This is a genomic window from Citrobacter sp. RHB25-C09 (assembly GCF_013836145.1).
Classification (GTDB): domain Bacteria; phylum Pseudomonadota; class Gammaproteobacteria; order Enterobacterales; family Enterobacteriaceae; genus Citrobacter_A.
Genome location: NZ_CP057483.1, coordinates 929,279 through 943,083, shown reverse-complemented (window position 1 = coordinate 943,083; position 13,805 = coordinate 929,279). Strand labels below are relative to the sequence as shown.

The following is a 13,805-nucleotide window of genomic DNA, read 5'->3' as shown; positions in this document are numbered from 1 at the left end:
ACAGGCGGGGGCTTCCCCCGCCTTTCATTTTTCCGTAAAGATGACGAACTCACACTATATCGGTCGATTCGCTCCCTCACCTTCCGGCGAACTGCACTTTGGCTCCCTTATTGCCGCTCTGGGCAGCTATTTACAGGCTCGCGCCCATCAGGGGATATGGCGAGTCCGTATTGAAGATATTGATCCTCCCCGTGAAGTTCCCGGTGCCGCAGACACGATCCTGCGTCAGCTGGAACATTATGGCCTGTTCTGGGACGGCGACGTGTTATGGCAGTCGCAGCGTCATGACGCTTATCGCGAAGCGCTCGCCTGGCTTAGCGATCGCGGGCTGAGCTATTACTGCACCTGTACGCGCGCGCGTATTCAAAGCATTGGCGGGATATACGACGGCCACTGCCGTGAGTTGCATAATGGGCCAGAGAATGCGGCAGTCCGCCTTAAGCAATTTCACCCGGTCACCCACTTTCATGACGCCCTACGTGGGCCAATCCAGGCCGATGAGCGACTGGCGCGGGAAGATTTCATTATTCACCGTCGTGATGGTTTATTCGCCTATAACCTGGCCGTCGTGGTAGACGACCATTTTCAGGGCGTTACCGAGATTGTGCGCGGTGCCGATTTAATTGAGCCCACCGTGCGGCAAATTTCGTTGTATCAGCAGTTCGGCTGGACACCGCCGGGCTATATTCACCTGCCGCTGGCGCTCAATACGCAAGGTGCTAAACTTTCTAAACAGAATCATGCACCTGCGCTGCCTCATAGCGACCCCCGACCGGTACTTATTGCCGCGCTACGCTTCCTCGGACAGCCAGCCGATTCCGCATGGCAGGAGTTGTCGGTGGAACAACTGTTGCAAAATGCGGTGGAAAACTGGGCGCTTTCAGCAGTGCCAGAATCGGCGATTGTAAAAATGCGTCTTGCTGAGCTATGATTAGCCGCTATTTTTACTCGTTGGCTTTCGCATTCATGCAATCCGAAAGCCATTGAGTCATCGATTTGAATATTGTTTGACACTACCGAGGTGCACTATTTTTACCCGAGTCGCTAATTTTTGCCGCAAGGTGCTAAGCCGCGAGGAGAGCGAGGCTGAAATTGCCGTCGCCCGTCCGCATATGACGGTCATCCCCCGCGAGCAGCATGCTATTTCCCGCAAAGATATCAGTGAAAACGCCCTGAAGGTAATGTACAGGCTTAATAAAGCGGGATATGAAGCCTGGCTGGTTGGCGGCGGCGTCCGCGACCTTTTACTGGGCAAAAAGCCCAAAGATTTTGACGTCACCACCAACGCAACGCCGGATCAGGTACGTAAACTGTTCCGCAACTGCCGTTTGGTTGGCCGTCGTTTCCGTCTGGCCCACGTCATGTTTGGCCCGGAAATTATCGAAGTGGCAACCTTCCGTGGTCACCATGAGGGTAGCGAAAGCGATCGCACAACTTCTCAGCGTGGGCAGAACGGTATGCTGCTGCGTGACAACATTTTCGGATCTATTGAAGAAGATGCCCAGCGTCGCGATTTCACCATCAATAGCCTTTATTACAGCGTCGCCGATTTCACCGTCCGCGACTACGTTGGCGGTATGCAGGATCTTAAAGACGGCGTCATTCGCCTGATCGGCAATCCTGAAACCCGCTATCGTGAAGACCCGGTACGTATGCTGCGCGCCGTGCGTTTTGCGGCGAAGTTGGATATGCGCATTAGCCCGGAAACGGCTGAGCCGATCCCACGTCTGGCCACGCTGCTTAACGACATTCCCCCTGCGCGCCTGTTTGAAGAAGCGCTGAAGCTCCTACAAGCGGGCTACGGCTATGAAACGTATAAAAAGCTGCGTGAATACAGTCTGTTCCAGCCACTGTTCCCGACCATCACCCGTTATTTTACCGAAAACGGTGATAGCCCGATGGAACGCATCATCGTGCAGGTGCTGAAAAACACCGACAATCGTATTCATAACGATATGCGTGTAAACCCGGCGTTTCTGTTTGCCGCGATGTTCTGGTATCCGCTGCTGGAGATGGCGCAGAAAATTGCCCAGGAAAGCGGTCTGGCCTACTATGACGCCTTCGCGCTGGCGATGAATGAAGTGCTGGATGAAGCCTGCCGTTCACTGGCCATCCCTAAACGTTTGACTTCGCTGACCCGCGACATCTGGCAATTGCAGCTGCGTATGTCCCGTCGCCAGGGTAAACGCGCCTGGAAGCTGATGGAACATCCGAAATTCCGCGCCTCCTATGACTTACTGGCCCTGCGCGCCGAAGTCGAGAACAACGCTGAACTGCAGCGTCTGGCGCAATGGTGGGGTGAGTTCCAGGTTTCAGCACCACCAGAACAAAAAGGCATGCTTAACGAACTGGAAGAAGACCCGGCACCTCGCCGCCGTCATCGTCGCCCACGCAAACGCGCGCCGCGTCGTGAGGAATAAGCGAGGAAAGCCAACACAGATGCAGCCTGAAAGACAACGGGTATATATCGCACTTGGCAGCAATCTGGCCTCTCCTCTTGAGCAGGTCAATGCTGCCATCCAGGCAATCGGCGAAATCCCTGACAGCCAGATCGTCGCCGTTTCCTCATTTTATCGCACCCCGCCGCTCGGTCCGCAGGATCAGCCCGATTACCTGAACGCCGCCGTTGCGCTGGAAACCGCCCTTGAGCCAGAAGCGCTGCTTGACCACACGCAACGCATTGAGCTACAGCAAGGTCGGGTACGCAAAGCCGAACGCTGGGGGCCACGCACGTTAGATCTCGATATTATGCTGTTTGGCGATCGGACTATCTCGACCGAGCGCCTGACCGTTCCGCATTACGACATGAAGAATCGCGGCTTTATGCTGTGGCCGCTTTTTGAAATCGCGCCTGAACTGGTTTTTCCTGACGGTATTTCTCTGCAACACCAACTCACTGCGCTTGGCGCAGAAAAACCCGCACGCTGGTAATTCCCCTCTTCAATTATCGTTAACGGCTTTCACGCCAAACGGTGACTTAAAACCATTGCCCCTCTGAATGTGACTGCTAGAATGCCGTTTAATATGCCGTCCACTTTCAGGAAGTGTTATGAAACCGACCACCATCTCATTGCTGCAAAAGTGCAAGCAAGAGAAAAAGCGCTTTGCCACCATCACCGCCTATGATTACAGCTTCGCGAAACTGTTTGCTGACGAAGGTATCAACGTCATGCTGGTGGGTGATTCGCTGGGCATGACCGTTCAGGGGCATGATTCCACCCTTCCCGTTACGGTGGAAGATATTGCTTACCATACGCGCGCAGTGCGCCGCGGCGCGCCAAATTGCTTACTGCTCTCCGACCTGCCGTTTATGGCCTACGCCACGCCAGAACAGGCGTTTGAAAACTCGGCCATAGTGATGCGCGCGGGTGCTAACATGGTCAAAATCGAAGGTGGTGCCTGGCTAGTCGACACGGTAAAAATGCTGACCGAGCGTGCGGTGCCGGTGTGTGGACATCTGGGCCTGACGCCGCAGTCGGTAAACATTTTCGGTGGTTATAAAATTCAGGGGCGCGGCGATGCCGGGCAGGTTCTGTTGGATGATGCGCTGGCCCTGGAAGACGCGGGCGCACAGCTGCTGGTACTGGAATGTGTTCCCGTTGAACTGGCCAAACGTGTCACCGAAGCGCTTTCTATTCCGGTGATCGGTATCGGCGCAGGTAACGTGACCGATGGACAGATTCTGGTGATGCATGACGCGTTCGGCATTACCGGTGGTCACATTCCGAAATTTGCCAAAAATTTCTTAAGCACCGCAGGCGACATGCGTGCCGCTGTGCGGCAGTATATTGCCGAAGTTGAGTCCGGCGTCTATCCGGGCGAAGAGCACAGTTTCCATTAATTTTTATGGTGGTCACCCCTGTAGGCCTGACAAGCGTAGCGCTATCCGGCAACGGCCTACCTGCCCCTCTGGCAACTAAAGGAGTCATGTTGTGTTAATAATTGAAACCCTGCCGCTACTGCGCCAGCATATTCGCCGCCTGCGTCAGGAAGGTAAACGCATCGCACTGGTTCCCACAATGGGCAATCTGCACGACGGTCATATGAAACTGGTTGATGAAGCTAAAGCTCGCGCTGACGTGGTGGTGGTGAGTATTTTCGTTAACCCAATGCAGTTTGACCACCCGGACGACCTGGCGCGTTACCCGCGAACACTCCAGGAAGACTGCGAAAAGTTGAATAAGCGCAAAGCCGATCTGGTGTTTGCCCCCGCCCCGGACCAGATTTATCCTCAGGGCACCGAAGGCCAGACCTATGTCGAGGTTCCCGGTCTCTCCACCATGCTGGAAGGTGCCAGCCGCCCCGGGCATTTCCGTGGCGTTTCAACCATCGTGAGCAAACTGTTTAACCTGGTCCAGCCCGATATTGCCTGCTTCGGCGAGAAGGATTTCCAACAGCTGGCGCTGATCCGCAAAATGGTTGCCGACATGGGTTACGACATAGAAATCGTTGGCGTGCCGATTATTCGCGCAAAAGACGGCCTGGCCCTCAGTTCTCGTAACGGTTATCTGACGGCGGAACAGCGTAAGATCGCGCCGGGCTTATACAAAGTGATGTGCCATATAAGTGAAAAGCTCCAGGCGGGAGAACGTGAGCTGGAAGAGATTATTGCCCTTGCCGAGCAGGAACTGACTGAAAAAGGCTTCCGTGCGGATGACATTCAGATCCGCGATGCCGACACCCTGTTAGAGCTGACTGAAAGCAGTCAACGCGCGGTAATTCTGGTTGCCGCATGGCTCGGCCAGGCACGGTTGATCGACAACCAGACCGTGATATTAACCCAGTAGACAGGGGTTAAAAATCGGGCAATACTGCCTGAGAAAATTCTCAAAGCAGGACCATCGCGCCTGCTTAGCCTAAGTAAACGACAGGGTATAGAAGTTATGATTCGCACAATGCTGCAAGGCAAGCTCCACCGCGTTAAAGTGACGCAGGCGGACCTGCACTACGAAGGTTCCTGTGCCATTGACCAGGATTTCCTCGACGCCGCCGGTATTCTCGAAAATGAGGCCATTGATATCTGGAATGTAAGCAATGGCAAACGCTTTTCAACCTACGCGATCGCCGCAGAACGCGGCTCCCGCATCATCTCTGTCAACGGTGCGGCAGCGCACTGTGCCAGCGTAGGTGATATCGTGATTATCGCCAGCTTCGTGACCATGTCTGATGAAGAAGCCCGCCGCTGGCAGCCAAAAGTCGCTTATTTTGAAGGCGACAATGAAATGAAGCGTACCGCCAAGGCCATTCCGGTCCAGGTTGCCTGATCGTTTTATTTCGAGGGACTCATTCTTTCCAATATACTGAATGAGTCCCTTTTATAATATATAAATAAAATAATAGTCACGTCTAAAATCCAGGCATAACTTTAACTACATAATTAATGTAGTTAATATCACGCCCACTCCATATATTTTGAACATAAAAGTCAATAAAATTCGCGGCGAAATTTAGTTTTCAAAAAGCATTATTATAGATTATTTATTAATTCAGCAAATATGGATATTAAAATGATTTCTAAGAAGTATGGTTTAGCTTTAGCAATGGCAACGGTTCTGGCAGCTGGCTCCGCAGTAGCAGCAGATTCTGACACAGGTACAATCACTTTCCACGGTATGGTTTCTAACAATACCTGTCAGGTATCCCTCGATCAAAAGATCGATCAAAATGGTAATGATTTTGACGTCACCCTGGACACTGTGTTTGTAAAAGATTTCGCAAATGCGCTGGGTACCACCAGCACCCTGGGCGAGAAGAAGTTCTCCCTGTCTCTGACCGGTTGCGATCCTGAAACTGTTAAGAAAGCGTCTGCACAGTTCGCTTCCTGGGCTGGTTCCAGTTCAACTGAAGGCGGTCTGCTGGTACCACCAACCAACGCTCAGGGTACAGCGAAGAACGTAAACCTGGTACTGTCCAACGACGGTAACTCTGCAACCGATCAGATTAAAGTTGACCAGACCAACAACACTCAGAAAGCCACTATCGATTCAACCAGCGGCGCTGGTAACCTGTACTACCGCGTAGCCTATACCCAGGGTCAGGGTTGGGATGCGACTGCTAACCCAGTATCTGCTGGCACAGTGCAGGCACAGGTTGCCTTCACCATGATTTACGAATAAGAAATCCGTTAATCATAATCTGGCGCCTCCCGTTTTATGCGGGGGGCGTATAAGAATTCCAAAAGGAAGTGGAAATATGATAAATGCTTCAATTATAAAAAGTTTCAAGACCTTATTACTCATGGCATCCTTTTTTGCTGCGTTTAATGCAAGCGCCGATATTGTTATCTCCGGCACGCGTATCGTGTATCCGCAGTCAATTAAAGATGTGGTAGTGAATCTTGATAACCATGGCGATAAGCCCCTTCTGGTGCAAACATGGCTGGACGATGGGCGCGACGGTGTGAACCCACAAGAACTTAAACTTCCGTTCATCATTACGCCGCCAGTATCACGCATTGATCCGAAAAAGGGTCAATCAGTCCGTATTACGTATACCGGCACGCCATTACCACAAGATCGCGAGTCTCTTTTCTGGTTTAACGTTCTGGAAATTCCACCAAAATCAAAAGCGGCAGATAAAGAAAATCTCAACCAGTTACAGCTTGCTTTTAGAACACGGATTAAGTTCTTTTTCCGTCCAGAAGGGCTGAAAGGGACACCCGGCGAAGCGGCAGAAAAATTAACCTGGTCGCAGAAGAAAGAAGGAAACACGGTGAAACTCGTGGCACATAACAATTCACCTTACAATGTTTCCGTCTCAATGGTGAACGTTAAATCCGGTTCCAAAGCGTATGAAGTTATTCATCAGTCGGTACAACCGTACAGTGATACGGCCATGGTGGTTAAAGGTTTAACCTCAACCGTAAATGGTAATGTCGAATATGACACCATTAACGATTACGGTGGAACAGACCATCATAAATCCGCAATGAAATAAACCGTACATCCCCCATAAAATATAATTGATAGCATTAACTCTGCGGATATAGATATCTGCACCGATTAAGTGGATGTGCCATGATATTTCGACGTTCTTTTTTATGCCTCGCGGTTAGCGCGGCATTACCTTTCTATGCATTTGCGGAAAAAAACACATCCACAGAAAATTCATCTGTGGATGAAGAAACTATCGAATTTAATGAACAGCTTCTGCTAAGTGGTGGTACTAATATTGATATTAGCCGGTTTGCAAATGGCAACCCGGTGATGCCAGGTGTTTATCGCACAAAAATCAATCTGAACGGTAAGCTTAAATCTACCGTTGAAGTTACATTCAAAGATAATGGGACTCCACGTGCCGCCCCCTGCGTAACAAAACTGCTGCTGGCGCAGTCAGGCGTAGACACTAGCACATTGAGCGGCGATCTGGATGTTGACGATAATACAACCTGTATTGATATTAAAACGTCTTTCCCTCAAGCCTCTGTCCATTATGACAGCGGCAAACAGGTTTTAGACCTGAATTTTCCCCAGATATATGTGCTGAAACGGCCTGCGGGATATGTTGATCCTTCTTTATGGGAGAACGGGATCCCTGCCGCGCTTCTTTCCTACGACATGAACGCATGGCATAGCGAAAGTAACGGCAGCACATCCGAAAGCGCCTATATGGGGTTACGCTACGGGCTCAATATGGGGCCATGGCGCCTCCGTTCACGTGGAAACCTGAACTGGGATCAAGACAACGGCACTAAATACTCCAGTCAGGATATTTATCTCCAGCGTGATATTACGCCACTGAGCGCTCAGTTTGTTGTCGGTGATTCCTACACGCGTGGTGAAGCATTTAACTCTTTGAGTCTGCGTGGCGCACGTATGTACAGTGACGATCGCATGTTACCTATGGGTTCAACAGGCTATGCGCCAGTCATTCGCGGCGTTGCGAACAGTAATGCGAAAGTCAGCGTACTCCAGAGCGGCAACAAGATTTATGAAACTTCTGTGCCGCCGGGTTCGTTCGAAATTAACGATCTCAGCACCACCGGCTATGGTAACGACCTCCAGGTCACTATTGAGGAAGCGGATGGCAGCAAGCGTACGTTTACAGTGCCCTTTTCATCCGTTACGCAAATGCTTCGTCCGGGAGCATCACGTTGGGACGTTGGTGTGGGTGAATTGAATGATGACTCTTTGCTCGATACGCCAAAAGTCGGCTACAGCACACTTTACTATGGTCTGAATAATACCTTCACAGGCTATATGGGCGCACAGTTTACTGATATGGACTTTTACGCCGGAATTATAGGTCTGGCGATGAATACTCAAATCGGTGCTTTTGCAATTGACGCCACGCAATCACATGCTGAGATCGAGGGTCTTGATACCCTTAGCGGTCAAAGTTATCGCGTCACTTATAGCAAAATGATTGAGACAACGAATACCTCTTTTAACGTTGCGGCCTACCGTTTCTCGACGGAAGATTATCTCAGTCTTAGCGATGCGGCCCAGCTTCGTGACGGTATTGCCCGGCAGAAATATTCAAACCGGAGCTATGATTCCAACGAAGCGCTTTACGAGGACTACCAGCGTACCAAAAATCAGGTGCAAATTAGCCTTAACCAACCGCTAAATTCTGGAGAAAATAGTTTCGGCTCCCTGTATGTCAGCGGTACGTGGCAGGATTACTGGAACGCTACCGGGTCTACGTCCAACTACAATATCGGATATAACAATAGTTTTACCTACGGCAGCTATAGCCTGTCGGTACAGCGTACCTACGACCAAAATGGGAAAAAAGACGATAGCGTTTATTTAAGTCTCAGTATCCCTTTAAGCGTATTTTCGCGTGATAGCGAACGCTCTGGCGGATTCTCAAATATCAATATGGGCTTACGTTCCGATCTTAAAGGGGGAACGAGCTTTAATACCTCCGCAGGCGGTAACACGCAAGACAATAAAGTGAGTTATTCCGTCAGCGCGGCATCAAACTCGGGGAAATTACGGCAACCTGAATCAGATCAGTGGTTATGGTTCGTATAACAGCGAGTATGGTCCACTGGGTTTATCAGCCTCCTTCGGCGATGACAACAGTAAACAGTACTCAGCGTCGTATAACGGCGGGATGGTATTGCATTCCGGCGGCGTTGCCTTTGCGCCTGGCAGTATTGGTGACAATGATGCTCTGGCTCTGGTCAAAGCGAGCGGCGCTAAAGGCGCGGGTATTGGTTTTGGTAGCAGTGAAATTGGTAACTCGGGTTATGGCATTTTGCCTTATATGTCTGCCTATCGAGAAAACCGGGTTTATTTAGATATTAGTACGCTCGAAAACGACGTAGAAATTAAGAACACCAGCGAAATTACTGTTCCTCGCAGCGGCTCCGTCGTGCTGGTTAATTTCGAAACGGATGAAGGTCGTTCATTAATTTTAGAACTCCAGCGCACCGATAAAGGCTTTATTCCACTTGGTGCCGATGTGCTAAATGAAAAAAATGAAACTGTTGGCACCGTAGGACAGGCAGGGCAGGCCTATGTCCGTGGTGTTGAAGATCAGGGCGTACTGCACGTGGTCTGGGGAAATGATAAGAACAGCAAATGTGATGTTCGCTATCAGGTTTTACCTAATGCTCAAAAAGTAGGACTTACAACGGTACTTAATAATCAACAGTGCCAAATGTAATTATTCAGGAAAATAGATGAGAATGAGTATGAAACAAAATCTTTTTAGCCTGTCCATCGTTGGCACAACGATGCTGGCGTTATCAGGTTCAGCGCTTGCCGAAGGCACCAATCTGGACGTTAACTTCACCGCCAATATCCGCGAAACCACCTGTGATATGAAACTGGTCGGCGGCGCAGGTTCTGATACGCAGCAAACGCTGACTATTGGTAACAATGGCCAGGTACGACTTGACGATGTCAAAGCCGGAACGGCAAATGCCACTTTCAAAATCGTAATGGTTGAATGCCCGGCGTCGCTGGCCTCATTAAAAACAACCGTAAAAGGAACTAAATCAGGTTATTTGCCATCAGGGATTATTAACCAGGCAGCACCAGGCGCAGCAGATTACGCTTCAGTCGAAATCGCCAGAGCGAGTGCACCTGAAGCCCCCTTTATCGTTAACTCTACCGTGGATACTGAGCGCCTGGTCTGGAGCCCAACAGAACTCCAGAATAAAGAAGTTGCTCTGGTGGCCACCTTACGTGAAACCCAGCCAAACAAAATGACAATTGGCGATTTTCAAACCGTAGCAACCTTTGAATTCAGCTACGAGTGATTGGTGCAGGAAAACGGAGCAACATTATGAAAATGAAATCAACTTTTATGGCCCTGTCCGTTTCTGCCCTTCTGTTCTCTGGAATGGCGAGTGCAGCAATTACAGGTACCAGCAGTGTCGAACTGACGATTAAATCAAAAATTGTATCAGGCACGTGTACAGCAAAAGTGCTCAATAACGCGGGAACTGAAACAACCACAGTGGCATTCGGCGATGTTTATAAATCAGACCTCGTGAATAAAACACGCGTTGAACCACTTAAAATTTCCTTTACCAACTGTTCTGGGGTAACCAAAGCGACGGTATCTGCTGCGAAAGGCTCTGGTGGGGCATGTACTGGCACTGGCGGGAATGGTGATTCTTACTCCGGTGGATTAGAGACAGGCTTCGAAGTCTGGTCCGGTATCGTTGATACCGGTCTGCTGATGAGTTGTAACACTCCGCCAGCGGCTCAGGAAGTGACCATTACCAACGGTGCCGGCGAGTTCCCGATGAACTCTCGTATCGTGATTGCGAAAGATAAGACCATTGATGATGTGGGCACTGGTGCCGTAACCGCGCCTGTAACCTTCACTATAGCGTACCCGTAATTCAGGAATGATCATGCAACTATCAGCGTTAAAATTACACCAGACCGGTCTGATGTTGCTTATCGGTCTGGCTGGTAGCACTCTGCCTGGCGTAAGCCAGGCAAGTTCAGGTGTAGACGTAAACCTGACAGCAAATATTGTTAATAATACTTGCCGGTTAAGTGTTGAAAACGGTGGAGAGATATATTTACCGACCGTAGCACGCGACTGGTTTTATAACAACGACAAGAGCGATCGTTTATCGCCAACCGATGATGAAGCAGGCACACCTTTCACTATTCACATAGACAACTGCTATGTAAGTAGCGGAGATAGCGCGAGCGTAAGCCAGTTAAAATTTAGCTTTACCCCACAAAATGGTTTCTGGAATAACCAGAAGCAGGTGTTTAAAAATGACGCCACCGCAGGTGCGGCAGAAAATGTGGGTATCGTTATTTTTTCTGATACGTTCAAGGCTAATGTTTTGAAGAGCGATGGCAGTTCTAACGTTATTTATGATGTCAGTGGAAATAGTGAGAATTATATAAAGGATTATGGGTTTTACGCGCGTTATCAGAATGTTGGAGCTATTACCAGCGGAGTGGTCATGAGTAATGTTCTGGTTAATGTGACTTACGAATAAAAGGATTTATAATGAAAAAACATTTCGTTCTCTTAGCCGTTGCAATGCTTGGTATTTCAGGCATGTCACGTGCAGATTTGCAGGAATGCAAATTTTACGGTGATGAAGATGTGTTGATTATGTCGCCAGGCGTACAGCCTGTGATTACCCCCCTCCCCGTCGGCACGGTCACCACGCCAACCTTAATCAGTAATACGATCGTTATGGAGACAACGCCTGCATTGAAATCCCACTGTTCAGGCGGTAATGATGGCGAAAACGTTTACCAAATGACCAATAACGCAATGCTGGAAGGTTATATCGACGATAAAGCGACGTTCAGAACCAACATCCCCGGCATCGTTTATACGCTGGCATTCTATCCCGATGGCAATGGCGTTTCAGCGTGGTTCCCCCCCAATCCTAACGGATGGTACGAAACGGCTAACGGCGGAGAAAATGAAGATCAGTTCCAGGAGAAAACCTGGCATGTTCGTATGGAATTCTGGCAGACAAACGGGTTTACGGGTGTGCCCTCTGATGAAAACTTTTTAACGGCAAGCGGCGGTCCTATTGGTCAAATAATTCTTGGTAATCCAAATGGAACCTCTGTATATGACCATCCACGTCCATTGGTTAATATGTCAGAAATGTCTTTTAGCATTCCGTTAAATCGGCCTAGCTGCATACTGCGTGCCCCGACGACAGTTAACCTTGGAGACTGGTATCCCGCTGAAGTCGAGAATGGAAGTACTGATAAAGTCGAATTTCATATTACGGGGACTTGCGTAAACACAACGTATGTTCACTACACTCTCTCCTCAACGCATACGACCACCGACAAGAAATATTTCACCAATGCCATCGTGGATAACAGTGGTGTGAGCGCCGCCGGAGGAGTAGGAGTCATGATTCTGGACTCACCAAACTCGAACTACCCTGTCCCTGCGGACAGTTATGACCGTGTCATCGCTGTTGGAGAAATGTACGGAGATCCCGTAAATATTGTCGATAAAGCACTAGCAGCCCAATTGGTTAAGATCGGTAGCGAACCGGTAACTGTCGGAGCATTCGGTAGCAGCGTCACGTTCCAGGTAACTTACGAGTAATCTACCCCCGCGGCTGATTGCTGATCAGCCGCGACATTGTCTCCAGCGAATCCGTTCTTAAGATATACAGGCGTTTCAGTAAGAACGGATTATCCCCCGGTTTCACCTTCCCTTTTACCGTCGTCACCGCTAAGTGAAACCCGGCCTGTTGCGCGGCCTGCACCGCCTTTGCGTTATAGCCGCCGAACGGATAGGAAAGATAAAGCACGTGCGAATTAAACTGGGCAAGCGCACGACGCGATCGCTTAAAATCCATCAGAATATTGTGCTCGCTGCGGCTCAGCAAAATGGGATGCTTATAGCCATCTACCCGATGTAGAAAATGGGTGTGCGACTGAAAATCAAACACATCGCGAATGTCGTTTAACTCTGAAACGCTCATAAACTGAAGTGATTTTGGATCCCATTTCTGCGGACGGCCTTTAATGCGCGACGAGATAATAAACGCAGTGGCCTTCATGCCGTACTGCTTCAGCACCGGATACGCGTAGCGACTCACCGACTTCAGACCATCGTCAAAGGTAATCACCACCGCCTTCGCAGGCAGGTTCATGTTGTTGCGGACATACCCTTCCAGTTGCTGCATCGACAACGTCGCGTAGCCCTGATCGCGTAACCAGGTCATCTGGTTACTGAACGCACGAACTGAAGTGGTGGTTGAGGTGTGACGAAAGCGGGTATTCTCTTCATCGCGAAGAATATGGTGATACGTTAGCACGGGCAAACCGGTGTCTTCCTGCGCATCGAGTGCGCTAATCCACGCCAGTCGCTCGCCGATACGGATCTGATACCAGGTCTGATTTAACCGATCCTTGAGCTTACTAATAATGGGATAGCGCAGATTCTCTGCCAGCACACCAAACGGCGCGCTGCCGACATTCGGCGCGTTATAAATCGGCGTGGCTTTCCAGGTTATCAAATTCTGATTGCTGAGCGGTTTATTCAGATCGCCCAGACTATCCTCGACGCGCTGCTTGCCTTGTACCGGTTCAAGGTGCTGTTTGTCGATAAATCCGGTACCGAAACCAAATTTGAATTCGTAATAGTCCGCCGCGACCGGAGTGACGGAAATAATCTGCCCGGCATGAACATTTCCCACGGTCACAGTGTTATCACCGATACGTGCCCAGATGGCGGCATTTTCAGTAGTTTGCATATAGCGGGCAGGCAACGCCGCGCTGACGAACGTCGATACGCACAGCAGCAAAAGGAAAACGTATTTCTTCATTAAAATAACCAGGGGAAACAACCAACGCGACAATTGTACCCATTCACCTCAAAAATAGAAAAGG

The 13,805-nt window shown here is 49.7% G+C and carries 13 protein-coding genes and 1 pseudogene; 13 read left to right on the top strand and 1 reads right to left on the bottom strand.

Annotation, left to right across the window (positions count from 1 at the left end; all coding sequences use genetic code 11):
* Positions 1 to 40: 40 nt before the first annotated feature.
* The 13 genes and pseudogenes from gluQRS to HVY19_RS04380 all read left to right on the top strand — a co-directional run bounded on the left by gluQRS (position 41) and on the right by HVY19_RS04380 (position 12,513).
* On the top strand, positions 41 to 931 hold the full coding sequence (gene gluQRS, locus HVY19_RS04440) for a tRNA glutamyl-Q(34) synthetase GluQRS (RefSeq protein ID WP_181683169.1): 891 nt from the start codon (positions 41 to 43) through the stop codon (positions 929 to 931).
* A gap of 97 nt (positions 932 to 1,028) precedes the next feature.
* Positions 1,029 to 2,420, top strand: a complete 1,392-nt coding sequence (pcnB, locus tag HVY19_RS04435; protein ID WP_220132941.1) for a polynucleotide adenylyltransferase PcnB — start codon at positions 1,029 to 1,031, stop codon at positions 2,418 to 2,420.
* Between the two features lie 19 nt (positions 2,421 to 2,439).
* Complete coding sequence (gene folK, locus HVY19_RS04430; protein ID WP_181683167.1) at positions 2,440 to 2,931, top strand: 2-amino-4-hydroxy-6-hydroxymethyldihydropteridine diphosphokinase; 492 nt, start codon at positions 2,440 to 2,442, stop codon at positions 2,929 to 2,931.
* 118 nt (positions 2,932 to 3,049) lie between these two features.
* Entirely contained in the window at positions 3,050 to 3,841 is a 792-nt protein-coding gene (gene panB, locus HVY19_RS04425) for a 3-methyl-2-oxobutanoate hydroxymethyltransferase (RefSeq protein WP_181683166.1), read from the top strand.
* A gap of 91 nt (positions 3,842 to 3,932) precedes the next feature.
* Positions 3,933 to 4,787: a pantoate--beta-alanine ligase gene (panC, locus tag HVY19_RS04420; RefSeq protein WP_181683165.1), complete on the top strand. Its 855-nt coding sequence runs from the start codon at positions 3,933 to 3,935 to the stop codon at positions 4,785 to 4,787.
* Between the two features lie 96 nt (positions 4,788 to 4,883).
* Positions 4,884 to 5,264, top strand: a complete 381-nt coding sequence (panD, locus tag HVY19_RS04415; RefSeq protein ID WP_042323756.1) for an aspartate 1-decarboxylase — start codon at positions 4,884 to 4,886, stop codon at positions 5,262 to 5,264.
* A gap of 243 nt (positions 5,265 to 5,507) precedes the next feature.
* Positions 5,508 to 6,116 (top strand): fimbrial protein, encoded by a 609-nt coding sequence (locus HVY19_RS04410; protein WP_181683164.1) that lies wholly within the window; start codon positions 5,508 to 5,510, stop codon positions 6,114 to 6,116.
* Positions 6,117 to 6,192: 76 nt separating this feature from the next.
* Positions 6,193 to 6,936 (top strand): fimbrial chaperone, encoded by a 744-nt coding sequence (locus HVY19_RS04405; RefSeq protein ID WP_181683163.1) that lies wholly within the window; start codon positions 6,193 to 6,195, stop codon positions 6,934 to 6,936.
* A gap of 80 nt (positions 6,937 to 7,016) precedes the next feature.
* Positions 7,017 to 9,615, top strand: a pseudogene (locus HVY19_RS04400) (outer membrane usher protein).
* A 28-nt stretch (positions 9,616 to 9,643) separates the two neighbouring features.
* A complete protein-coding gene (locus tag HVY19_RS04395) occupies positions 9,644 to 10,213 on the top strand; it encodes a fimbrial protein (protein ID WP_181684217.1) in 570 nt (189 codons plus the stop codon).
* Between the two features lie 26 nt (positions 10,214 to 10,239).
* Positions 10,240 to 10,803 carry a fimbrial protein gene (locus tag HVY19_RS04390; protein ID WP_181683162.1) on the top strand — a complete coding sequence of 188 codons (564 nt, stop codon included), beginning with the start codon at positions 10,240 to 10,242 and terminating at the stop codon, positions 10,801 to 10,803.
* Positions 10,804 to 10,816: 13 nt separating this feature from the next.
* Positions 10,817 to 11,425 carry a fimbrial-like protein gene (locus HVY19_RS04385; RefSeq protein ID WP_181683161.1) on the top strand — a complete coding sequence of 203 codons (609 nt, stop codon included), beginning with the start codon at positions 10,817 to 10,819 and terminating at the stop codon, positions 11,423 to 11,425.
* Positions 11,426 to 11,436: 11 nt separating this feature from the next.
* A complete protein-coding gene (locus HVY19_RS04380) occupies positions 11,437 to 12,513 on the top strand; it encodes a fimbrial protein StkG (protein WP_181683160.1) in 1,077 nt (358 codons plus the stop codon).
* 1 nt (position 12,514) lies between these two features.
* On the opposite strand, the gene HVY19_RS04375 is transcribed toward HVY19_RS04380, so the two are convergent.
* On the bottom strand, positions 12,515 to 13,741 hold the full coding sequence (locus HVY19_RS04375) for a polysaccharide deacetylase family protein (RefSeq protein ID WP_181683159.1): 1,227 nt from the start codon (positions 13,739 to 13,741) through the stop codon (positions 12,515 to 12,517).
* Positions 13,742 to 13,805: the final 64 nt, after the last annotated feature.